The 20333-nt window shown below is 32.5% G+C and carries 21 protein-coding genes and 1 pseudogene; 5 read left to right on the top strand and 17 right to left on the bottom strand.

Annotation, left to right across the window (positions count from 1 at the left end; all coding sequences use genetic code 11):
• Positions 1 to 12: 12 nt before the first annotated feature.
• Positions 13 to 705 carry a glycosyltransferase family 2 protein gene (locus VP395_RS04990; protein WP_346240639.1) on the top strand — a complete coding sequence of 231 codons (693 nt, stop codon included), beginning with the start codon at positions 13 to 15 and terminating at the stop codon, positions 703 to 705.
• Positions 702 to 2192, top strand: a complete 1491-nt coding sequence (locus tag VP395_RS04995; protein WP_346240640.1) for a cellulose synthase family protein — start codon at positions 702 to 704, stop codon at positions 2190 to 2192. Before VP395_RS04990 ends, VP395_RS04995 begins: the two co-directional genes overlap by 4 nt.
• 434 nt (positions 2193 to 2626) lie before the next feature.
• Here the strand turns inward: VP395_RS04995 and VP395_RS05000 are convergent, their stop codons facing one another.
• The gene (locus tag VP395_RS05000; RefSeq protein WP_346240641.1) at positions 2627 to 4471 is read right to left on the bottom strand and encodes a hypothetical protein; all 1845 of its coding nucleotides are present in this window, start codon (positions 4469 to 4471) and stop codon (positions 2627 to 2629) included.
• 176 nt (positions 4472 to 4647) lie between these two features.
• On the opposite strand from VP395_RS05000, the gene meaB reads away from it, so the two are divergent.
• Both meaB and VP395_RS05010 read left to right on the top strand, forming a co-directional pair.
• Positions 4648 to 5652 (top strand): methylmalonyl Co-A mutase-associated GTPase MeaB, encoded by a 1005-nt coding sequence (gene meaB, locus VP395_RS05005; protein ID WP_346240642.1) that lies wholly within the window; start codon positions 4648 to 4650, stop codon positions 5650 to 5652.
• Between the two features lie 26 nt (positions 5653 to 5678).
• On the top strand, positions 5679 to 7235 hold the full coding sequence (locus tag VP395_RS05010; protein ID WP_346240643.1) for an MptA/MptB family glycosyltransferase: 1557 nt from the start codon (positions 5679 to 5681) through the stop codon (positions 7233 to 7235).
• A gap of 78 nt (positions 7236 to 7313) precedes the next feature.
• Here VP395_RS05010 and VP395_RS05015 read toward each other — a convergent pair whose 3' ends face one another.
• From VP395_RS05015 to VP395_RS05040, 6 genes are read right to left on the bottom strand one after another with little or no spacing between them, the layout of a single operon-like run.
• Positions 7314 to 7727, bottom strand: coding sequence for a VOC family protein (locus VP395_RS05015; RefSeq protein WP_346240644.1), 414 nt, complete (start codon positions 7725 to 7727; stop codon positions 7314 to 7316).
• 12 nt (positions 7728 to 7739) lie between these two features.
• Positions 7740 to 7970: a hypothetical protein gene (locus tag VP395_RS05020; protein WP_346240645.1), complete on the bottom strand. Its 231-nt coding sequence runs from the start codon at positions 7968 to 7970 to the stop codon at positions 7740 to 7742.
• A gap of 18 nt (positions 7971 to 7988) precedes the next feature.
• Positions 7989 to 8402 (bottom strand): DNA primase, encoded by a 414-nt coding sequence (locus VP395_RS05025; RefSeq protein ID WP_346240646.1) that lies wholly within the window; start codon positions 8400 to 8402, stop codon positions 7989 to 7991.
• A gap of 16 nt (positions 8403 to 8418) precedes the next feature.
• Complete coding sequence (locus VP395_RS05030) at positions 8419 to 9396, bottom strand: deoxyhypusine synthase family protein (RefSeq protein WP_346240647.1); 978 nt, start codon at positions 9394 to 9396, stop codon at positions 8419 to 8421.
• Positions 9386 to 10324 (bottom strand): agmatinase, encoded by a 939-nt coding sequence (gene speB / locus VP395_RS05035; RefSeq protein ID WP_346240648.1) that lies wholly within the window; start codon positions 10322 to 10324, stop codon positions 9386 to 9388. Before speB ends, VP395_RS05030 begins: the two co-directional genes overlap by 11 nt.
• Complete coding sequence (locus tag VP395_RS05040; protein ID WP_346240649.1) at positions 10314 to 11711, bottom strand: arginine decarboxylase; 1398 nt, start codon at positions 11709 to 11711, stop codon at positions 10314 to 10316. Before VP395_RS05040 ends, speB begins: the two co-directional genes overlap by 11 nt.
• 615 nt (positions 11712 to 12326) lie before the next feature.
• Here VP395_RS05040 and VP395_RS05045 point away from each other — a divergent pair.
• Positions 12327 to 12752, top strand: a complete 426-nt coding sequence (locus tag VP395_RS05045; RefSeq protein WP_346240650.1) for a hypothetical protein — start codon at positions 12327 to 12329, stop codon at positions 12750 to 12752.
• A 198-nt stretch (positions 12753 to 12950) separates the two neighbouring features.
• Here the strand turns inward: VP395_RS05045 and VP395_RS05050 are convergent, their stop codons facing one another.
• The 10 genes and pseudogenes from VP395_RS05050 to VP395_RS05095 all read right to left on the bottom strand — a co-directional run bounded on the left by VP395_RS05050 (position 12951) and on the right by VP395_RS05095 (position 20257).
• Positions 12951 to 13829 (bottom strand): pseudouridine synthase, encoded by an 879-nt coding sequence (locus VP395_RS05050; protein WP_346241007.1) that lies wholly within the window; start codon positions 13827 to 13829, stop codon positions 12951 to 12953.
• A gap of 63 nt (positions 13830 to 13892) precedes the next feature.
• The gene (locus VP395_RS05055; RefSeq protein ID WP_346240651.1) at positions 13893 to 14798 is read right to left on the bottom strand and encodes a geranylgeranylglycerol-phosphate geranylgeranyltransferase; all 906 of its coding nucleotides are present in this window, start codon (positions 14796 to 14798) and stop codon (positions 13893 to 13895) included.
• Between the two features lie 57 nt (positions 14799 to 14855).
• The gene (locus VP395_RS05060) at positions 14856 to 15785 is read right to left on the bottom strand and encodes a mevalonate kinase family protein (protein ID WP_346240652.1); all 930 of its coding nucleotides are present in this window, start codon (positions 15783 to 15785) and stop codon (positions 14856 to 14858) included.
• Between the two features lie 37 nt (positions 15786 to 15822).
• Positions 15823 to 16176 (bottom strand): annotated as a pseudogene (locus VP395_RS05065) (four helix bundle protein).
• A gap of 15 nt (positions 16177 to 16191) precedes the next feature.
• Positions 16192 to 17292 (bottom strand): diphosphomevalonate decarboxylase, encoded by a 1101-nt coding sequence (mvaD, locus tag VP395_RS05070; RefSeq protein ID WP_346240653.1) that lies wholly within the window; start codon positions 17290 to 17292, stop codon positions 16192 to 16194.
• 3 nt (positions 17293 to 17295) lie between these two features.
• Complete coding sequence (locus VP395_RS05075; protein ID WP_346240654.1) at positions 17296 to 17829, bottom strand: DUF1697 domain-containing protein; 534 nt, start codon at positions 17827 to 17829, stop codon at positions 17296 to 17298.
• A 51-nt stretch (positions 17830 to 17880) separates the two neighbouring features.
• Positions 17881 to 18087, bottom strand: coding sequence for a hypothetical protein (locus VP395_RS05080; protein WP_346240655.1), 207 nt, complete (start codon positions 18085 to 18087; stop codon positions 17881 to 17883).
• Positions 18077 to 18301 carry a hypothetical protein gene (locus tag VP395_RS05085; protein ID WP_346240656.1) on the bottom strand — a complete coding sequence of 75 codons (225 nt, stop codon included), beginning with the start codon at positions 18299 to 18301 and terminating at the stop codon, positions 18077 to 18079. Before VP395_RS05085 ends, VP395_RS05080 begins: the two co-directional genes overlap by 11 nt.
• 55 nt (positions 18302 to 18356) lie before the next feature.
• On the bottom strand, positions 18357 to 19574 hold the full coding sequence (locus tag VP395_RS05090; protein WP_346240657.1) for a BaiN/RdsA family NAD(P)/FAD-dependent oxidoreductase: 1218 nt from the start codon (positions 19572 to 19574) through the stop codon (positions 18357 to 18359).
• On the bottom strand, positions 19571 to 20257 hold the full coding sequence (locus tag VP395_RS05095) for a glycerophosphodiester phosphodiesterase (RefSeq protein ID WP_346240658.1): 687 nt from the start codon (positions 20255 to 20257) through the stop codon (positions 19571 to 19573). The genes VP395_RS05090 and VP395_RS05095 overlap by 4 nt, the downstream gene beginning before the upstream one ends.
• Positions 20258 to 20333 lie beyond the last annotated feature (76 nt).

The raw sequence follows: 20333 nt of genomic DNA on the forward strand, positions 1-20333 counted from the left end.
AGTTAGTTCTTTATGCACAAAATAAAAGTAATTATTCCTGCTTATAACGAAGCAGATTCTATTACCCATGTGATAAACGATATTCCTAAAGTTGTTGATGAAATTATTGTAGTTAACAATAATTCCACCGACAAAACCGAAGAAAATGCAAGAAAGGCAGGCGCAACTGTTTTAAACGAAAAAAATAAAGGCTACGGAAATGCCTGTCTTAAAGGATTAGAATACATTGCAAACACACCTGAAAAACCAAATATTATTGTATTTTTGGATGGCGACTATAGCGATTATCCAGAAGAATTAACCAAAATTGTAGCACCAATTATCGAAAAGGATATCGATTTTGTTATTGGTGCTCGTATAAAAAGTTTAAGAGAAGTTGGTTCTATGACAATGCCTCAAATTTTTGGCAATTGGTTAGCAACTTCTTTAATGAAGCTTTTTTTTCGTGCAACATTTACCGATTTAGGCCCTTTTAGAGCCATAAAATACGATAAATTGCTGATGTTAAATATGATTGACAAAACCTATGGTTGGACTGTAGAGATGCAACTAAAAGTTTTAAAACAAAAGTTTACCTATTTAGAAGTACCTGTAAATTATAGAAACAGAATTGGTGTCTCAAAAGTATCAGGAACCATAAAAGGTGCTATATTTGCCGGCGTTAAAATATTAAGTTGGATTTTTAAATACAGTATTAAAAAATGATTATAGAAACAACAATCATCATTATCTACACCATTTCGCTCTTGCTTATTTTCATGTATGCTTTAGCACAATTGAATTTATTGCTAAATTATTTAGCTTCTAAAAGAAAGGTAGATAATTCTCCAAAATTCGACTTTTCAAACCCAGAAGAAATCCCATTTGTTACCATACAACTCCCTGTGTATAACGAGATGTATGTTATGGAACGTTTATTGGATAACATTGCAAAAATTGATTATCCAAACGATAAACTAGAAATACAAGTACTAGACGATTCTACCGATGAAACGGTGGAAACCACACGTGCCCACGTTGAAAAATTAGCTGCAACAGGATTAGACATTCATCACATTACAAGAATAGACAGAACAGGTTTTAAAGCAGGAGCACTTAAAGAAGGTTTAGTGATTGCTAAAGGTGAATTCATAGCCATTTTCGATTCCGATTTTTTACCACAAACCGATTGGTTAAAACGTACCGTACCTTATTTTAAGGATGAACAAATTGGTGTGGTTCAAACCCGTTGGGGGCATTTAAACCGCAACTATTCCATACTTACAAAAATACAAGCCTTCGCTTTAGACGCCCATTTTACGTTAGAACAAGTAGGCAGAAACAGTAAAGGCCACTTCATCAACTTTAACGGTACCGCAGGACTTTGGAGAAAAACCTGTATTTATGATGCTGGAAATTGGGAAGGTGACACCTTAACCGAAGATTTAGATTTAAGTTACCGTGCCCAACTTAAAAACTGGAAATTCAAATATTTAGAAAATGTCGAAACGCCTGCTGAGTTACCAATCGTTATCAGTGCAGCACGTTCGCAACAATTCAGATGGAATAAAGGTGGTGCCGAAAACTTTAGAAAAATGCTTGGTCGCGTTTTAAAAAGTAAAAACATTTCAGCAAAAACAAAACTGCACGGTTTGCTACACTTATTAAACAGCACCATGTTTTTAAACGTACTTTTAGTAGGTGTGCTTAGTATACCTATGCTTTACATAAAAAACGAGTACACACACTTAAAACCATACTTTTATGTTATGAGTTTCTTTGTGGTAAGTTCCATCATATTTTTTGTGTGCTACTGGTTTATGTACAAAAATATTTATGGCGGTGGGTTTAAAAACTTTATCCGTTACATAGGTATGTTTTTTATATTTTTCTCAATCGCTATGGGCTTTTCACTACACAATTCTATTGCCGTTTTAGAAGGGCATTGGGGTAAGAAAAGCGAATTTGTACGCACACCAAAATTCAACATCAGTACGTTAAAAGACAGTTGGAAAAAGAACAAATACATCAAGAAAACCATATCCATACATGTTATTTTCGAAGGATTATTAATGGCATATTTCGCATTTGGCATGTACAGCGCCTTTATAGTAGGCAACCAAGGTGGCGATTTCGGGTTGTTCCCATTCCACTTAATGTTGTTCTTAGGTTTTGGTTTTGTATTTGTTAAATCAATCACTTCAAAAGTATAAAACAACAGTCTATTTCATTAGAACAAAAAAATCTCAAAACGAACTTTAAATAGTAGTTTTGAGATTTTTTTTTGGGAATTTATTTGGGCGTTACCTAAAGGTCGGGCTTTTCGTTGCAATCTTTTTAAAAAGTCATTGCAAGAAGTGAGCGACGTGGCAATCTGTCAATTCGTTACTTTAATTAAAAGTTATAGTATCCCTGTTTTAAAAAGGATTTCCTCTTCAATCCCTAACGCGAAGGCAGAAATCTAAAGTCATTACAGCAATGACGGAAACAACATAATATGCGTGTCATTGCGAGTGAGGAACGAACGAAGCAACCTGTTCATCAATTAACCAACTACTTCATTAAGTTTTTAAGAAGGGTAACGCCACAATCACTATCGCAAAGAAAGGCAAACAACAAATTTCATCATTAAGAAGTTAAATTTGCTTTATTTACACAATGCTTTAATAATTCTTTCTTCATTTATCACAATGTCTCTAAATAAGACATGTGGAAATTCTTGATATTTTGACAATTTAAATGCCTCAAATATTTTAGATAAGGTTGAAGCTGTTAAAAGTGACAAATTCATTTCGGTATCCATTTCACAATCATATACAAAGTCATCGCTAAACTCAGGGGCGACAAGTAATATTTTAACAATTCTTAAATTGTTCTTAAGTGCTAAATTTTGATATGATTTTAATTGTCTTGATACAGCACTAAACTTATTGTAGCCCTTTTCTTTTATTGTTTTACACTCTACTATTATTATTTCATTGTTACCCAAATTCAAAAGAATATCCATAATATCTTTTTGGGTATTAAGTTGATTTTTAAACTTATCATCAACATTAAAACCTAAAGATTTAAAAATTACTTTGGTAAGCTCTTCAAATTTCAAACCTAGCTCACTTTCTTTTACCGAAATCCCATTTTCTTTTAATAAATTCAAGTTTCTATATCCAACATTTTCATAGTTTTCGAGATATAAATTCTCTACATCTTTATAGTGTTCAAGTATGTTTAAAACATCATCACCTCTTTGTTTTATACCATTATCCTTTATGAATTTAGACAAATCTTGTTTAGTAATTAAATCTAAAATATCTCTAGGTTTTATGTTGTAATTAAGGAGAAAATCCGCATTTAAAACATACTCTTCTTGCAATTCAAATTGTTCTTTTAATTCTTTATTTAGTTTTGGCAAAGATTGATTCAGTTCAGTAAGCATCTTGTCAAATCCATCTATCGAAATACCAACTTTTTCGTCTTTTTCTACATTTTCGAAATGTTCAATAAGACTGTTGATTTTATCCTCCAATGTGCTACCTTTTAAGTTGGATATATTTAACCCTTTTTCGCAAAGTTCATTTAGCGTTTTTTTCTTTACTGTTAAGGTTGTTCCTTGTTTATAAATTTGTATTGAAAGCAAATCTGTAAAAGAAATACCTTCTTTTATTATTTCCTCTATTTTTTGCGAAATAGTTAATTTTCTGTCAATGTTGTGGTCTTTGGCAATTTGGTTAATTATCGGTTCTCTCAATAATTTTAATGTTCGTCTATAAAACTTTTCCCCAACTTCCTTTTTCCTTACTTTTCTTAATAAGCTTACCATTTCATCAGCTACATAAATTGTATTTTCTTTTTTTGAAAAGAAAATAACTCCAAGGTTTTTTAAGTTGTTAATTACATCTTGAATATCAGCCTTTTTTACAGGCAAAATCGAATAGTTTATTAGTTTAACATCTTCTTGGGACAACCCAAGCTGTTTAGCTAATGTTAATATTATGGATAATTCATCCGAAGATATTTTTGCTTCCCTATTGTTTGCAATATCATTATTATATGCTGTAGAAAGGCATGATTTATAAATCCTATAATCTCTTTTTCTTGATTCGCTTAATTCTGATTTTTCATTCTCTAATTCGTTATTTAGATTTTTAATTTTGACTTTTAAATTTTTGATTTCAGTTTCGTATAACCTTGAAAACCAATCTTGTTTCATTATACAATTCCCATCTCGAATTATAATATCAATAAGAATATCCAATTGAGAATTAGCTTCTTGAAATTCACACAATAGATATTCTGTAAATTCATTTGATGTTAAACTAAAAATATTAGATACATTCAAATTGTCAACCGATTTAAGTCCCTTGTCTGAAGAACTCAAAATTTTCTCAATTTCCTTAGCATTTTTAGGGTTTTTAGAAATTATATGGTCAATGATTTTTATAAAAGAGTTCTTTTCTAAAGAGCCTAGTTTATCTAATATTTTTTCTAATTTCATATATCTCTTTTTTTATATATTTTAATTAATAACTTTTTATAAATCTAATAAATTTTTCTTACAAAATACTTAAGTAAAATCATTTTGCCAATTTTAATCTTTTAACAAAAACACCGCGAAATACACAACACATTTTCACATAATACGTATCTTTAAACAGGTAATGCTTAATTAAAATGACAAACAACAAACCTAAAAACAGACTCACCGCACAAGCCTATATTGATGGCGTTTTAAGTGGCGATCGCGTTATTCTGTCTAGGGCTATTACCGTTATAGAAAGTCATTTAGAAAGCGACAAAGCACTTGCCAAAACCATTATTCAGGCCATTTTACCTGCTTCGGGCAATTCCATACGTATTGGTATTACGGGTGTTCCGGGTGTGGGCAAAAGCACGTTTATTGAGGCTTTTGGCAAGCATCTCATAAACCAAGGTCATAAAGTTGCGGTTTTGTCTATAGACCCAAGTAGCCAACGTTCTAAAGGCAGCATTTTAGGCGATAAAACCCGTATGGAAGCATTGAGCACTTTAGAGCGTGCTTACATTCGTGCATCGGCTTCGGGCGACACCCTTGGCGGTGTCGCCAACAAAACTGCCGAAAGCATGCTACTTTGTGAAGCTGCTGGTTACAACGTCATTCTAATTGAAACGGTTGGCGTGGGGCAATCGGAAACCGCCGTATATGGTATGACCGATTTTTTTCTGCTCTTAATGCTAGCGGGTGCAGGCGATGAACTTCAAGGTATTAAAAAAGGTATTATGGAAATGGCAGATATGCTGGTTATTAATAAAGCCGATGGCGACAATATTAAAAAAAGCGACCTAGCACGTTTACAATACCAAAATGCGTTGCATATTTTTCCACCTTCGGAATCGGGTTGGGAAAAGGTGGTTACCACAGCATCGTCTACCAAAAACACAGGGATCGATACTGTTTGGAATACCATTTTAAACTACCAAGCATTGGTGACTGAAAATGGTTATTTCATTAAAAACAGGCAGCACCAAAACATTCGTTGGATGTACGACACCATTAATAATGAACTAAAACAGCTATTTTACGGTTCTGAAGCCATTACAAAGGAGCTTCTTATTTTGGAAAAAGATGTAATATCCTCTAAAATATCGCCATTAAAAGCGGCAAACTCTGTTATTGAAATGTTTAAAAAACGACTCTAACAACTTTCAATACGCATTTCTTGAACATGTTAAACACTACTCTATTAAAACAAAACAAAATACTTTTATTACTAGCGGTTTCATGTGTGTTCTTTTACTTCGCATTTGCGTATAATTTAGTACGAACCGATTATATAAAATTGATAACACTGTATTCGGCATTGTTTTTTATATTTTATAAATTGGTGCAACTTTTAAAAACCCAACTAGTATTTTTAACCTGGTTAGCTTTTATTTTTAGAGCCATTTTTATTTTGGCCATACCAAACTTATCACAAGATTTTTACCGATTTATTTGGGATGGCAGAATGATTTTAGAAGGTTTCAACCCATACTTACACACTGTAGAACCCTTTATAAGCGTGGGAGAATTCCCCGTTTCTCAAGCCCAAGAATTACGCAATGGCATGGGAGAACTTAATGCCAGCCACTTTACCAATTACCCACCTTTAAACCAATTGTACTTTGTGATTGCAGGCTTATTTGCTGGAAAAAGCATATTGGGTTCGGTTATGGTGATGCGCTTACTAATTATAGCTGCCGATTTTGGCACCCTCTTTTTCGGAAAAAAACTTTTAGAAAAATTAAACATTCCTATACATAACATCTTTTGGTATATTTTAAATCCGTTTATCATAATTGAATTAACTGGGAATCTTCATTTTGAAGGTGTGATGATTTTCTTTTTGATTTGGAGTTTGTATTTATTACATTCGGGGAAATGGATTTTTGCTGCAATCGTTTTAGGGTGTTCTATTTCGGTAAAATTGATTCCTTTGATGCTTTTGCCTTTGTTTTTTAAGTGGTTTGTAAAACGACCTCTCGACTGCGCTCGAGGTGACAAAAAAGAAAATATTGAGGTTTCGACTGCGCTTAACCAGACAATACTGAAACAATTCCGATCGTTATCGGGACAGCATAACGAAGCGAAAAGCGTCATTGCGAATGAAATGAAGCAATCTGCTTCTAAAGAAAAGATTGCTTCGTCGCTCACTCCTCGCAATGGCGGGAAACAAGTTTATTTTTTGTCAGGATTTACAAAATTAACGGGGTTTTACACTATAACTCTACTCTCTACTGCCTTATTATTTCTTCCTTTTTACTCAAAACAATTCATTAGTAATTATGCTAAAACCGTTGGTTTGTGGTTTCAAGATTTTGAGTTTAATGCCAGTTTATACTACATCGCTAGAGAAATTGGATACTTGTTTAGAGGCTACAACGAAATTGCTACAATAGGAAAAACCATTCCTGTTATTGTTATTTTATTTGTGTTGGGAATAACTTTCTTAAGAAAAAACAAAACCACTGCTCAACTTATTACAAGTATGCTTTTAGTGCTTTCCTTTTACTATTTTACGGCTACAACAGTACATCCATGGTACCTGGCAACGCTTTTGATACTATCTGTTTTTACCAATTATAAATTCCCTTTGGTTTGGAGTTTTGCTATTATACTAAGCTATTTAGCGTATATGAACACAAACAATTCCGAAAACCTTTGGATTATTGGAATTGAATACAGCATTGTTTACAGTGTATTTATTTGGGACGTTCTTATAAACAAAAAAAAGACTGTCTGAAAAGTGTATCATATTTACTTTATCATAGAAATCAATATGACACAAAATCGCACTTTTTAGACAGTTTCTTTATATATACTATTTTTCAAAAATGGATTCTGAGTTTTTAAAACTTTTGAACTCCAACATATAATCGTTTGGATCTTTTATAAAGAATGAGACATGCTCTCCAGCCTTACCTTCCAAAAACCTTGATTGGGTAACCAAATCCAGTTTCTGATTGTTAAGTTTGGCGTAAATCTGTTCCCAATCTTTTAAATCTACAATAACTCCAAAATGAAACGATGGTAATATTTTACCTTCGAAAACATAATTAGGACTAATAAAGCTAAACTTTTCGGCTTTTATAAATGTTATTTGGTTGCCAAATAAATCTATATCAACCCAACTTTGTGTTTTCCTTCCTAAGGAAGCGCCAATATTATCCACATAAAAGTTTTCTGTTCCTTTTACGCTTAAACATGGCAACGACATATGAAATGATGCGCCCATAATATAATAGGATTAAAGAGGTTTTAAACTTTCAACTCTGTAAATTACAAAATCTTCGTCATCATCTTCAAAATCTTCAACAAAAGTTATTCTAAAACTTTTATCAACCAGACTTTTATCGTTCTTTAAATCATATTGTTTTAACACTCTTGGATGTACTTCCTCGAATACTAATTCTTCTCCATTTTCAAACCAAAACGTAAAATAACCGTTTTTGTAAGACTTAAAAATAGCTGTTCTCATACCAACTATCTACTATAATTAATCAATATCATCCTCATCCTCTTCATCATCGTAATCTGAATCGGCATCATCCATATCGGCATCATCGTCGTCATCACCATCATCATCCGAACTTGGTTTTTTAACAACCACATCATCATCATCGTCGTCTAAATTCGCATCGGCATCATCCACTTTAACTTCTTCAAAATCATCATCAGCAACATCAGAATCATCATCACCAAAGTCTTCCATAGCTTGCACTAAGCGTTTACCAACTTTTACTAAATAAATAGTATCATCGGTTCTTACCTCTACAGCTTCAATTATTTCATTTTGAGCATTTCTAAACGAAATAATATCGGTCTCATCGTATCCATCGGGAAACTTTTCAACAAGAAGATTTAATATATCTTCATTTAATTTTTTGTAATCTACAATTTTGCGTAACATTTTTATTTGGGTTGGATTATTGGTCTAACAAATATGCAAAAATTAATGGTGCAACGATAGTTGCATCGCTTTCTATTATATATTTTGGAGTATCTATATCTAATTTACCCCAAGTGATTTTTTCGTTTGGCACAGCCCCAGAATACGAACCGTAACTGGTTGTAGAGTCGCTAATTTGACAAAAATAACTCCAAAAAGGAATGTCGTGCATTTCCATGTCTTGGTAAAGCATTGGAACTACACATATTGGGAAATCGCCCGCAATTCCTCCACCTATTTGGAAGAAACCTACACCTTTTCCACTTGAATTTTCTGGATACCAATCAGCTAACCACATCATGTATTCAATACCACTTTTGGTGGTAGATGCTTTTAATTCACCTTTAATACAATAAGAAGCAAAAATATTACCCATAGTACTATCTTCCCATCCTGGAACCACAATAGGCAAGTTTTTTTCAGCTGCTGCAACCATCCAAGAATCTTTTGGGTCTATCTCGTAATATTGTTCTAAAACCCCTGAATTTATCATTTGATACATAAATTCGTGAGGAAAATAGCGCTCGCCCGATTTATCTGCTTTATTCCAAATATGGAATAAATGCGATTGCAAACGTCTGAAAGCTTCTTCTTCTGGAATACATGTATCGGTAACACGGTTAAAATGATTATCTAATAAATCTCTTTCTTCTTGTGGCGATAAATCTCTATAATTCGGCACTCTTTTGTATGAATTGTGCGCTACTAAATTCATAATATCTTCTTCAAGGTTAGCGCCTGTACACGAAATAATATGAATTTTATCTTGACGAATCATTTCTGCTAACGATTTTCCTAACTCGGCAGTACTCATGGCACCAGCTAAAGTTACCATCATTTTTCCATTTTCCAACAAATGAGTTTCATACCCTTTTGCAGCATCTACTAAAGCAGCAGCATTAAAATGTAAATAATTTTTTTCTATAAATTGTGATATGGGTCCTTTAGTACTCATCGTCGTCGTTAAATTTTGTAATGTTATTCTTTTGTTTTGAGTTATCGTAAGAGTTATCGTAATCATCACCTACTCCTTGGTCTATAAATTTATAACTTAACATTTTATAATACAATTTTGCTGCTAAAAAATCGGAAGATTTTTGTTTTACGCTCGGGTTTAGCTCAACAATATCAAAACCTACCACGTTTTTTTCAGCAAAAACCTGTTTTAAAAAATCTAAAGTTTCATACCAAAACAAACCGCCCGGTAATGGTGATGTGGTATTTGGCATAATGGATTGGTCTAAACCATTCAAACTGAAATTGATAAATACATTATCGGTCATTTGGTCTATGGCAGAATCCATCCACGTATCATCAACCGCCATTTCGTGCGCAAAATACGTTTTATCGGTATCTGCAATCGTTTTTTCTTTCGCACTCATGGAGCGAATACCCACTTGTATTAAATTGGTTGTTTGGTTTGCTTCGTTAAGCGCACAAGCGTTGTTTAAAGCCGACCCGCTATGCGATTTTCGTAAATTGGCATGTGCACCAATATGCAATACTGTTAAGCTCGGGAACATTTCGTTAAAAGCACGAATGGTCCCTATGGAAACTGAATGTTCGCCACCAAAAATGGTTACGAACTTATTCTTTTTAATATATTTTTTTGTGGTTTGATGAACCGCTTCAATCAATACTTCTGGAGATTCTTCACCTTCAATTGCATCTGTTAAATAAATACCTTGTTGATATACTTCAGTATCTGTTTCAATGTCATAAAGCTCCATGTTTTTTGAAGCCTTTAAAAACGCTTCCGGCCCTTTACAAGCGCCTTTTTGTATTGTACTCGTTCCATCAAAAGGCACAGGGATTAAAACAATTTTTGATTGTTCCAATTTTGCAAACTCTTCAGGAATTCCAGCATACGTGTTATTTGTCATAACCTAAAATTTTAAGTAAGTCTTCACTTTTTTGTTGTTCACTAAATAATTCTGTTGTGATGTTTCCATCGGCATCTCTATCTATTAAAATATGTTTTGGTGACGGTATTAAGCAGTGCTGCAAACCACCAAATCCACCAATTGTTTCTTGATAAGCACCTGTATTAAAAAATCCAATATACAATGGTTTTTCTTTGTTATATTTTGGCAAATAAATAGCATTCATGTGCTGTTCGCTATTATAGTAATCGTCGCTATCACAGGTTAAACCTCCTAACAAAACACGTTCGTAACTTTCATTCCATCTGTTAATGGGTAACATCACAAAACGTTTATTAATAGCCCAAGTATCTGGTAACGTTGTAATAAATGAGGAATTAATCATGTTCCACTTCTCACGGTCGTTTTGTTGTTTTTGGTACAAAACCTCATAAATAGCACCGCCGCTTTCACCTACTGTAAAACTTCCAAATTCGGTAAAAATATTAGGCACTTCTACTTCTTCTTCTTCACAAACCAATTTTATTTGATTGATGATTTCGCCAACAATGTATTCATAATCAAAATCGAAAGCCAAGGAATTTTTTATAGGGAAACCGCCACCAATATTTAAACTATCTAAGCTTGGGCAAATACGTTTTAGGCTGGTATAAACTTTCAAACATTTTGTTAACTCGTTCCAGTAATAGGCATTATCTCGAATTCCTGTATTGATAAAAAAATGAAGCATTTTAAGTTTCACCTTTTTGTTTTCTTTTATCTGACTTCTGTAAAAAGGTAAAATATTTTTATAACCAATACCTAAACGCGACGTATAAAACTCGAATTTTGGTTCTTCTTCTGAAGCGATTCTGATACCTATATTAAATTTCCCTTTTATTTCTTTCGATAATAAATCAATTTCCTCGTAATTATCAATAATTGGGATACAGTTTTTGTGTCCGCTATTAATTAACCTAGCTAAATTTGAAATGTATTGATCTCTTTTAAAACCGTTACTAATCACATAGGTTTTATCGGTTATTTTCCCTTCAGCTTTTAAACTTTCAACAATGTCAATATCAAAAGCCGACGATGTTTCTATATGTATGTCATTCTTCAAAGCCTCATCAAGCACATGCTTAAAATGAGAACTTTTAGTACAATAGCAGTAATTGTATTTACCTTTATACTTATTGGCTTTAATGGCCTTGTCAAACCATTCTTTAGCTCTATTTATGTTGTTTGAAATTTGTGGTAAGTATGTAAATTTTAAAGGCGCTCCATATTGTTCAACTAAACCCATAAGGTCTATACCATGAAACTCTAAATGCTTGTCGTTTAGATCAAATTCTTCTTGCGGAAAATAAAAAGATTGATTAATTAAATCAATGTATTTGGTATTCATTCTTTATTTTTAGATGTAATAGTTAAATGATAATTTTTTAAAGTTAAGAAACCATTCGTTTCTAATCAAATTATATTCCCTATTAATCAAATTCGGATGGGGCTCTGTGTAGTTGGTATAAAGCCATAAATATGCTGGCTACCAGCAATAGCATATACAGAAGTTAGCTTTAAAATTCGGTTACTTTTTCTGTAAGCTGCTTTTGAAAATAACTTCTTAAATTTCAAAAACCCGAACATATAAACACGTCTCAATTTGTTCAGTAATTACATTACAAATGAAATATAAAAAATTTAATTATAAAGTAATTTGGATTTTTTTTTTGGATTTTTTTTGAAATGGATTTTGGGCGTTACCCACAAGGGGTCGGGCTATACATTACAATCTTTTTGTTCGTGCCTCACAAAAAGGATTTTCACTGCTATACCTAACGCGCATCCCGTAAACCAAATTAACTTTTAGTAAAAGTAATATATTGAAAATATAGCGTATTTTTTTTACAGAAAATAATTTTATATTTACGAGATAACCAGTAATATAAACTTAATGTATCCTGAATTATTTATGGGATATGTGTGATGATGGTTGCTATATAACGAGTTAGCTACAAGTAAAATGAAATATCAATACTCAGAAGATAATAAGGCTAAAGCGATAAAACGAAATAGAATAGTGATGTCAGTTCAATATGGAATTGGTGCTGCAGTAATGATTTACATTTTAATCAATAATTGGTCGACTTTAGGAATTGAGATAAAAACTCCCTTATTAGTTGGACTTATTGCTTTACCCTTCGCGTGGATTTATTTTGATAGAAACTTCAGTGCAAAAACGTCTGGAGCGTACGAAATTAAAGATAATTACCTGATAATTGAAGAAAAAGAGACTATTAAGCACAAAATCTCTCTTGACTCTATTCGACAACTTAAAAAAATTCCTAACGGACATAGAATTGAAACCAATAGCGGAACTGCTTATATTCTTGACGGAATTGAAAATAAAGATGAATTACTGAAAAGAATAAATAAAACCAGTAGATAACAACACCTATACGCAATGCCCTGCGGGACACTGCGCATAGCCAAACACGTTACCTTACATTTTGACCCGTCCTGAAATAAGGCTATATAATTTTAAACATTATCTATAAAAATGACAAAGTCATCAGACGGTATTCAGAACCTTTTAAACTGAAAATTTTAGACGAAATTACAACTGGAAAGCTAAACAAAAACCCAACTAAAGCATTTTCAAATTATTCAATTCCTGCTCAGTAAGGTGTTTCCAATGACCACGCGGGATATCCTTTTTAGTAAGTGGCCCAATAGCAACACAATCTAAACTAACAATCTCGTATTTAAAGTGGTCGAAAATAGTACGAATCAAAGTATTCCCAATATTCTTGATTTTTAAACCTATTTGATTTTTAGCTTCACCATCAATATAACTAATCTCCTCAACCGCAATAAGTTTCCCTTCTAATTTAAAACCAGCTTGAATTGCTTTTAAATCTTCAAGTTTTAAATTCTTATCTAATTCTATCTGAAATAAGCGCGGTACCCCATTTTTAGAATTGGTAAACTTTGCAGCAATAACGTCATCGTTTGTAAATAACAATAGACCTTTTGAGTTCCTGCCCAAGCGCCCAATAGGTTTTATTCTAGAGGTTGTAGCATTCGCCACTAAATCCATAACCGTTCTTCCTTTTCCTTCGCTGGTAGTGGTTGCAAATCCTTTAGGTTTGTTTAGTAAAACGTATGCTTTTTTTTCTGGGTTAATGCGGGCTCCATCGTAACGAACTTCATCTTCTAGCTTTACTTTATAACCCATTTCGGTAATTACTTTCCCGTTTACCGTTACAAGACCTGTAGCAATATGCACATCGGCTTCTCTACGAGAGCACATCCCAGAGTTGGCAACATATTTATTTAATCTAATCTCGTCTGGATTTGAAGTTCTTTTAGATGGCGGATTCACATTTCTAATAGGCGCATTTCCTCTGGCAAAACTTTTACCTTTAGAAGCGCTTCCACCTCTATTTACATTTTTACCGTTACCATTTTGCTGACTTCTTCCTGAAGGTTTCCCTTTTCCACTTGTTCCTTGCGTTCTGCTCATCACTTTAATTTTTTTCAAAGATACTTTTTAAAATTACGATTTACGATTTTTTGATTTACGATTTTAAAAAATCCTATTCAACAACAAATCAATATCTATTAATAAAATACTAAAAACACCTAAAACGATTATGAATTTTAAAATACTGTGCCCCAGCAAGTACTGTAACTTGTTTTTAGACTTCCATAGCAACACTAAAAACACCAATATTAATACAATACTTAAATAAAAATATATGTACATGTAACCAATTTCAAATTTAAACAACAATAGATAAATGGGAATTAACGTAAATACAGCTAATACTGTAAGCATGCGCTTTGAAACTATCTCGCCATAAACAACAGGAATGGTGTGATAATTTTGAGTTAAATCGCCTGTAATATTTTCTAAATCCTTTGTTAGTTCTCGCATGGAAATAAGCAAAAACAAGAAAATAGCATGTACAAAAATGACCGTTTCAAAATTTTTGTAGTACATAAAAATGGCAAAAAACGGTGTAATGGTTAAAATAGCCGATGTTAAATTACCTATAAAGGGCAACTTTTTTAATTTATGTGAATAAAACCAGATACCAAAAATGTAAATGGAAAAGAAAATAACAGCTCTAAAAGATACATAGCTAACCATGATAACCGCTAAAAAATTTAAAACAAAATAAAGTGATAACTTCGTATTTTGACTCACCAATTTATCCAACCTAGATTTCATAGGGCGGTTAATTAAATCTTTTTCAGAATCATAAAAATTATTAATAATGTAACCTCCGGCAATAGCTGCAGCAGATGCTAAAACCAAAAGAAACAAATTAACATCTAAAACCACTTGCCTTAGCGGCTTATTATGTGCTAAAATATAAATAGATGCTAAATATTGCGCGATTACTATAACAAGAATATTATAGCCTCTAACTACAGAAAACATGCTAAAAAACTTAAGAAGTATGTGTTTTTGCTTTCTGGATAACATTAAAAACTAATTTTGATGAAATACTGAAACACGTTTAGAACGATCGATGAAGGATATTTAAAAATTATAAACCACTTCTAGTTTGTAATTTTTTAACGCATGTTTAGCCTTTTCTATATCTTCAGTAAATCCTAAGATATAACCCCCACCACCAGAACCGCAAAGCTTTAAATAGTATTCGTTAGTTTCAATACCCTTTTTCCAAAGTTCATGAAACTGAACAGGAATCATAGGTTTAAAATTATTTAAAACGACTTTTGATAATTGCTTAGTATTTTTAAACAGAGATTTTATATCGCCTTTTAAAAAATCATCTACACAAGCATCGGTATGCTTTATAAACTGGTCTTTAAGCATATTACGGAAACCTTCTTGTTTCATATTTTCCATAAAAATACTTACCATAGGTGCCGTTTCACCAATAATACCACTATCTAATAAAAACACAGCTCCTTTTCCGTCGGCTTTTTGCGAAGGGATTCCCGTAGCTTCAATATTGTCTTGTGAATTGATAAGAATAGGAATACTCAAGTAACTGTTTAAAGGATCTAAACCAGACGATTTTCCATGAAAAAAAGACTCCATTTCAGAAAAAATTGATTTTAAAATCAGTAATTTTTCACGGGTTAAATTCTCTAAAACCGTGATCTTATCATGTGCATAATTATAGTAAATCGCCGCCACTAAAGCACCACTACTACCAACGCCATATCCTTGAGGAATAGACGAATCGAAATACATGCCCGCATCTACATCTCTATTTAAAGCATCAATATCAAAAGTTACCAATTCAGGGTTAATAGTCTTTAAATAGGCTGCAAAACGTTTTAAACTTTCGTTAGATTTTAAAGCAGCCTCGGATGGGTTTTTATCTGTTTTTAAAGCACCATTGTAAAAATTATAAGGAATTGATAATCCTTTAGAATCCTTAATAATTCCATACTCTCCGAAGAGTAAAATTTTAGAGTAAAATAATGGTCCTTTCATATAATTTAATTGATAATTAACAATTAATAATTGAAAATTATTTTTGTTTTGATGTTTTTATGATACTTGTAAGAAGTTTTAAAATTTCTTCTATATCAACCTGAATACTAATATACTCAGAATTATTCAAATAACTTGTTACTTTAAGCAAATCTAACCAATACTCTGTCTCGTTTGCTTCTTTTAAAGCAATTGACAACTTATGGATAAAATCGGCTTTACTTTCAGCATGTTCAGCTTCTCTAACATTTGCTCCTATTGATGTTCCTGATCATAATAATTGTTTTGAAAGCACGAACTCTTTTCTATCTTCAACTAAAAACTTATACAAATTTACAACTCTAACTGCAAATTGATAACTTTTAGTTCTAATAATATTTCCATCCTTCATTATCAATTATCAATTTTACATTGTTAATTGGTTTGCTCCAAAACCAATTTGGTCGCAAATATAATGACCGTTCTGACAATAAGCAACTAATTCATTATTAATGAATTCTAAAATTTGAGATGCTTCGTTTTTAGGATACAGTACATGTACATTTGCACCTGCATCTAGAGTAAAACCAATGTGCAATCCTGTTTCTTGACGGAACTTCCAAATTTTATTAATGATTTCCAAAGTATTTGGTTTCATTAAAATAAAATAGGGCATGCTGGTCATCATCATGGCATGAAGGGTTAAGGCTTCACTTTCTATTAATGCGATAAATGCATCTAAATCGCCAGATTCAAATATCGGTTTTAATTTTTCTAAATTATCATGCGCCTGTTGAAACCTGTTTTTTGCATATGGATGTTTGTGCATCAAATTATGCCCTACCGTACTACTTACTTGTTTTTCACCTTTATCAACTAATAGAATGGTGTCTTGATATGCTGTAAAATTTTCGTGAACTCGATAAGGATATTTTAAACCGAATAAATCACTGCTACCTTCAATAGCATTGGATTGTCCCCAAACAATCAAATCGCCTTCAATACTTCTACAAGCACTTCCTGAACCTAAACGCGCTAAAAATGATGCTTTTTGATTAAAATAATCATTTGGCATTTCAGGATTTAACAGTTTTTTTATGCTCATTAAGCACAAAGCCAAGGCACTCATTCCTGATGCTGAGGAAGCTATTCCTGAGCTGTGTGGAAATGTGTTTTCGGTTTCTATTTTGAATTTATATTGCTTTAAAAAGGGCACATAAACTTCAACACGTTCAAAAAATGTTTGAATTTTCGGTTTAAAATCGTCTTTCTTTTCGCCATCTAAAAAAACATCAAATTCAAAATTATGAACATCTTCCTTTTTTGAGAAAGTTAAAGTTGTGATTGTTTTACAGTTATTAAGCGTGAAACTTATAGATGGGTTTTCAGGAATTTGGTCTTTCTTTTTGCCCCAATATTTCACCAAGGCAATATTGCTGGGCGATTCCCAAGTAACTTTTCCGCTTTCAATCGTGTTTGAATATTCCCGATAACTATCGGGATTAGGAATAAATTGTTGTTCAGTCATTTCTTAATTTTCAGCAGACAAAGATAATAGTTTTAGCATGGTTTTGTAATTTCTTGAAGTACCAACAACCTTTAATTTGCGTTCGTAGGTATTCATATTGAATTTTGTGCGTCCATAACCCGTTGAACTATAAAAGTAAAGACAATCATTCTTAATTACAATTTCTTCGTTTGGATAAGTTATTTTTGCTATTTCTTCAACCAAATTAGTTTCTGGAATTTTATTCAGCAATATAAAATAACTTGCTACTTTCTTTTCTTCTAAAAACGGACAATTATTTAAAATAGTTTGAAGTTCGCTATTGGTTTTCACAATCACCGAAATATCGAAACCGAAGTGATTTAAAATAAGATTTTGAATGGTTTTCTCCAATCCTGAGGCTTTTTCAGAGGATTGAAATATAACATTGCCGCTTTGTATATACGTTTGAACTTTTTGAAAACCAGCTTTGGTTAACAAATCACGTAAATCTGCCATTGGGACTTTTTTATGTCCGCCTACATTGATGCCTCTTAATAGTGCTACATACGTATTCATTTTTAGAAATCTTGATTTTTGTTTAGGATTCTTAGAATGATGATGCGTTTATTATAAACTGTATAATGAATTGAAATGTTCTAAACTTACAATTCTAACTTTATTATACCACACTTGAAATGCTTTAGGCATCGAACAAATAATCCTTAACTGGTTGAGCAAATCATCCATAAAAGATTCTTCTTTGTAATATAATTTAAAATAGCAAATTGCTTTTTGAAGTTCTACATCTGCTTCTTTGGAGATTTCATAATTCACGCCCATAACGTTTTAGAACTTCTGAAAGTGGTATGGTTCCCAATGTTCCATCTTCCATTCTACTCAACATAGCATCCATCATTTTTTTGTATTCTTCGGAAGGTTCGCTATAACGCATCGCAGTATCTTCCAAAGTATATTCTAAATAATTTTTGAGAGAGCGCTTTTGAAGTTTGGCTTGTTCTTCGAGGATTTTAATGGTTTTATCATCCAACTCGATTAATTATTTAGTCTTTCCCATGATATATAGATTATATATAAAAAATATATTATTTAGAAATAGATTTAGCTACAATATAAGCCCCGGTCCATGCATTTTGGAAGTTAAAACCGCCTGTAATAGCATCTACATTAATAACTTCACCTGCAAAATAAAGATTTTTACAAAGTTTACTTTCAAAGGTTTTAAAGTTGATTTCTTTTAAATCTACACCTCCAGCAGTTACAAATTCTTCTTTAAACGTACTTTTTCCATCCACATTAAAAACAGCTTTTGTGAGTTGAGCTGCTAAATTTTCTAACTGACTTTTATTCAAATCTGCCCAACGGGTTTCTTCATTCATATTGGAAGCCAAAACCAGCTTTTGCCACAAACGCTTTGGCAAATCAAATTGTGCCGAGTTAAACACTGTTTTTTTGGCTAAATCGTATTTTAGTGCTCTTAAAACACCTAAACAATCTTCAAAAGCTTGTCTGATAAAATTGATTTCAATTTGAAATTTATAGTTTCTTTTGGCCAATTCTATGGCACCAAATGCCGATAATTTTAAAATAGCTGGTGCGCTCATACCAACATGGGTAATAAGCAATGGCCCTTCACTCCATAAATCTGTATCAACTACTTTAATCTCAACATGCAAAGCCACAACCCCTGGAATATCTTTGATACGCTCATCTTTTATATCAAACGTAAAAAGCGATGGAACGGGTTGTGAAATGGTATGCCCTAAATTTTCTAAAAGGTTCCATATTTTAGGATTACTTCCTGTGGCGATGGCTAATTTTTCGCAAATAAATAATGAATCTTTAGTTGAAATTTCAAACCCTTCCAATGAATTTTCTGAAGAAATGCTTATCACACTTTGGTTATATAAAATCTCAACTTGATGCTTTTTAGCTTCATCTAAAAAACAATCAATAATAGTTTGTGATGAATTGGAAACGGGAAACATTCTTCCGTCTTCTTCAATCTTCAGTTCAACGCCTCGTTTTTCAAACCATTCAATAGTATCGCCTGTCATGAATTGATGAAAAGGGCCCAATAACTCTTTTTCACCTCGCGGATAATTCTTTATTAGCTCTTGGGGAATAAATTCGGCATGGGTTACATTACACCTGCCTCCTCCAGAAACTTTCACTTTTTGTAAGCCTTCCTTTCCGCGTTCTAAAATGGCAACTTTTAATTTTGGGTTTTGTTCAGCAATATTAATAGCTGCAAAAAAACCCGCAGCTCCTCCACCAACTACAACAACATCCTTTTTAATCATAACCTATCGGGGAAATCAGAAATGATGCCATCTACACCATACGATTTTATTCGTTTAATCGGCTTTAAGTTATTTACTGTATACGTGAATACTTTAAAATCTTGCTTTAAATTTTCAACGATTTCTTGCGTTAGCATAGTGTAATCAGCATGTATTGACACTGCTTTTATTTCTTTTGCAAAAGTCACAGCTTCATCTAAATTCCTATCAACTAACACACCTAAAGGTATATTCTTGTTGGCATTGTAAACAGTTTCTAACAACTCTTTTTGGAAACTAGAAACAATAATATTTTTGTAATCCCATCCCTTTTTATCAACAAAAAAAGTGATCAATCTACTTGCCTCTTGGGCTGTATCTTGTCCTTTTAACTCAACATTTACCAAGCATCTATTATTTACAAAAGTTAAAACTTCTGACAAGGTTGGAATTTGACAACGTCCTTTAACTTCAGCTTGCTTTAATTGATTAAGCGTCAGTTTTGAAACTTCACCCGTACCATTAGTCATTCTATCTATTGTAAAATCATGAAAAACCACTAACTGCCCCGAAGCACATCTATGAACATCTATTTCAATACCATCAACCCCTAAGGTCAAAGCTTTTTTGATAGATTCTATAGTATTTTCGGCTAAATGTCCCTTAGCTCCTCGATGGCCTATGCGCAGTATGTTTTTATCCACTTCTTAGTTATTATTAAAAATATCGATACAAATTTAACATTAATAAAGTGGTTTTAATGCATAATCGATTAATCTT

It is taken from the genome of Mariniflexile soesokkakense (assembly GCF_039650365.1).
Lineage (GTDB): Bacteria > Bacteroidota > Bacteroidia > Flavobacteriales > Flavobacteriaceae > Mariniflexile > Mariniflexile soesokkakense.

What these genes read in the sequence shown, in the direction of transcription:
- VP395_RS04990 (WP_346240639.1), top strand. Translation starts at nt 13, where the DNA reads ATGCACAAAATAAAAGTAATTATTCCTGCTTATAACGAAGCAGATTCT.
- VP395_RS04995 (WP_346240640.1), top strand. Translation starts at nt 702, where the DNA reads ATGATTATAGAAACAACAATCATCATTATCTACACCATTTCGCTCTTG.
- VP395_RS05000 (WP_346240641.1), bottom strand. Translation starts at nt 4,471, where the DNA reads ATGAAATTAGAAAAAATATTAGATAAACTAGGCTCTTTAGAAAAGAAC.
- meaB (WP_346240642.1), top strand. Translation starts at nt 4,648, where the DNA reads ATGACAAACAACAAACCTAAAAACAGACTCACCGCACAAGCCTATATT.
- VP395_RS05010 (WP_346240643.1), top strand. Translation starts at nt 5,679, where the DNA reads ATGTTAAACACTACTCTATTAAAACAAAACAAAATACTTTTATTACTA.
- VP395_RS05015 (WP_346240644.1), bottom strand. Translation starts at nt 7,727, where the DNA reads ATGGGCGCATCATTTCATATGTCGTTGCCATGTTTAAGCGTAAAAGGA.
- VP395_RS05020 (WP_346240645.1), bottom strand. Translation starts at nt 7,970, where the DNA reads ATGAGAACAGCTATTTTTAAGTCTTACAAAAACGGTTATTTTACGTTT.
- VP395_RS05025 (WP_346240646.1), bottom strand. Translation starts at nt 8,402, where the DNA reads ATGTTACGCAAAATTGTAGATTACAAAAAATTAAATGAAGATATATTA.
- VP395_RS05030 (WP_346240647.1), bottom strand. Translation starts at nt 9,396, where the DNA reads ATGAGTACTAAAGGACCCATATCACAATTTATAGAAAAAAATTATTTA.
- speB (WP_346240648.1), bottom strand. Translation starts at nt 10,324, where the DNA reads ATGACAAATAACACGTATGCTGGAATTCCTGAAGAGTTTGCAAAATTG.
- VP395_RS05040 (WP_346240649.1), bottom strand. Translation starts at nt 11,711, where the DNA reads ATGAATACCAAATACATTGATTTAATTAATCAATCTTTTTATTTTCCG.
- VP395_RS05045 (WP_346240650.1), top strand. Translation starts at nt 12,327, where the DNA reads ATGAAATATCAATACTCAGAAGATAATAAGGCTAAAGCGATAAAACGA.
- VP395_RS05050 (WP_346241007.1), bottom strand. Translation starts at nt 13,829, where the DNA reads ATGAGCAGAACGCAAGGAACAAGTGGAAAAGGGAAACCTTCAGGAAGA.
- VP395_RS05055 (WP_346240651.1), bottom strand. Translation starts at nt 14,798, where the DNA reads ATGTTATCCAGAAAGCAAAAACACATACTTCTTAAGTTTTTTAGCATG.
- VP395_RS05060 (WP_346240652.1), bottom strand. Translation starts at nt 15,785, where the DNA reads ATGAAAGGACCATTATTTTACTCTAAAATTTTACTCTTCGGAGAGTAT.
- mvaD (WP_346240653.1), bottom strand. Translation starts at nt 17,292, where the DNA reads ATGACTGAACAACAATTTATTCCTAATCCCGATAGTTATCGGGAATAT.
- VP395_RS05075 (WP_346240654.1), bottom strand. Translation starts at nt 17,829, where the DNA reads ATGAATACGTATGTAGCACTATTAAGAGGCATCAATGTAGGCGGACAT.
- VP395_RS05090 (WP_346240657.1), bottom strand. Translation starts at nt 19,574, where the DNA reads ATGATTAAAAAGGATGTTGTTGTAGTTGGTGGAGGAGCTGCGGGTTTT.